Source organism: Streptomyces antnestii (genome assembly GCF_004005495.1).
GTDB lineage: Bacteria > Actinomycetota > Actinomycetes > Streptomycetales > Streptomycetaceae > Streptomyces > Streptomyces antnestii.
Genome location: NZ_RZYA01000060.1, coordinates 1 through 923, shown reverse-complemented (window position 1 = coordinate 923; position 923 = coordinate 1). Strand labels below are relative to the sequence as shown.

Sequence of the window (923 nt, the reverse complement as noted above, 5' to 3'; positions counted from 1 at the left end):
TTCTGTTCGATGGCCTCGTCGAGCTGGTCGGACATCTGGACGTCGTAGACGGGCCGCTCGGTGGAGCGGAAGACGCCGATCGGGGTCTGGTGCAGGGTGTGCGGGTCGGCCAGGCGCGAGAGCGCGAACGCGGTGGTGGGTGAGGCGGCGTGCGCGTCGTGGACGAGGATCTGGGACTGGTTGTCCTCGCTCACGTCGACGACCTCCAGGTCACCGGTCTGCGGGTTGCGCACGACGCCCTTGGCGAGGTCGGTGCCGAAGCGGATCGGCTTGCCGTGCTCCAGGCGGATCACCGCCTCCTCGGCCTGCTGCTTGTCTTTCAGGACTTCGAAGGCGCCGTCGTTGAAGATGTTGCAGTTCTGGTAGATCTCCACCAGCGCCGTGCCCGGGTGCGCGGCCGCAGCGCGCAGGACGCTGGTGAGGTGCTGGCGGTCGGAGTCGACGGTGCGGGCCACGAACGACGCCTCGGCACCGAGCGCGAGGGAGACCGGGTTGAACGGGGCGTCCAGGGAGCCCATCGGCGTCGACTTGGTGATCTTGCCGACCTCGGAGGTGGGGCTGTACTGGCCCTTGGTGAGGCCGTAGATCCGGTTGTTGAACAGCAGGATCTTCAGGTTCACATTGCGGCGCAGGGCGTGGATGAGGTGGTTGCCGCCGATGGACAGCGCGTCGCCGTCGCCGGTGACCACCCACACGGACAGGTCACGCCGGCTGGAGGCGAGTCCGGTCGCGATGGCCGGGGCGCGGCCGTGGATGGAGTGCATCCCGTAGGTGTTCATGTAGTACGGGAAGCGGGAGGAGCAGCCGATGCCGGAGACGAAGACGATGTTCTCCTTCGCCAGGCCGAGTTCGGGCATGAAGCCCTGCACGGCGGCGAGGATCGCGTAGTCACCGCAGCCGGGGCACCAGCGCACTTCCTGGTC

Annotated in this window: 1 protein-coding gene; it reads right to left on the bottom strand. The window is 67.8% G+C overall.

What is annotated here, in order from left to right:
- Nucleotides 1-923, bottom strand: a 923-nt coding sequence (locus EOT10_RS40940; protein ID WP_146003156.1) for a 2-oxoacid:ferredoxin oxidoreductase subunit beta, incomplete at both ends; no start/stop codon positions are given.